General features: G+C 65.1%; 1 protein-coding gene. It reads right to left on the reverse strand.

Annotation, left to right across the window (positions count from 1 at the left end; all coding sequences use genetic code 11):
* The coding region (locus AC1DGW_RS16845) for an EF-Tu C-terminal domain-related protein (RefSeq protein WP_478025201.1) at positions 1-527 on the reverse strand (527 nt) is incomplete at both ends.

Raw genomic sequence — 527 nt, forward strand, 5'->3', positions numbered from 1 at the left:
CCGCCTTCGCGGATCGCGAAGCGCAGGCCTTCGTCCATCGCCACCGGGTTGATCAGCGTGACCGACATCTTCACGTTGTCGCCCGGCATCACCATCTCGACGCCTTCCGGCAGCTGCACGGCGCCGGTGATGTCGGTGGTGCGGAAGTAGAACTGCGGACGGTAGCCCTTGAAGAACGGGGTGTGACGGCCACCTTCGTCCTTCGACAGCACGTACACCTCGGCTTCGAACTCGGTGTGCGGGGTGATCGAACCCGGCTTGGCCAGAACCTGGCCGCGCTCCACGTCGTCACGCTTGGTGCCGCGCAGCAGCAGGCCCGCGTTGTCGCCCGCCTGGCCCTGGTCCAGCAGCTTGCGGAACATTTCCACGCCGGTCACGGTGGTCTTCTGGGTCGGACGGATACCGACGATTTCGATTTCTTCGCCGACCTTGATCACGCCGCGCTCGATACGACCGGTCACCACGGTGCCGCGGCCCGAGATCGAGAACACGTCTTCCACCGGCATCAGGAACGGCTTGTCGACGTC

This window comes from Stenotrophomonas sp. 05N423 (assembly GCF_056397145.1).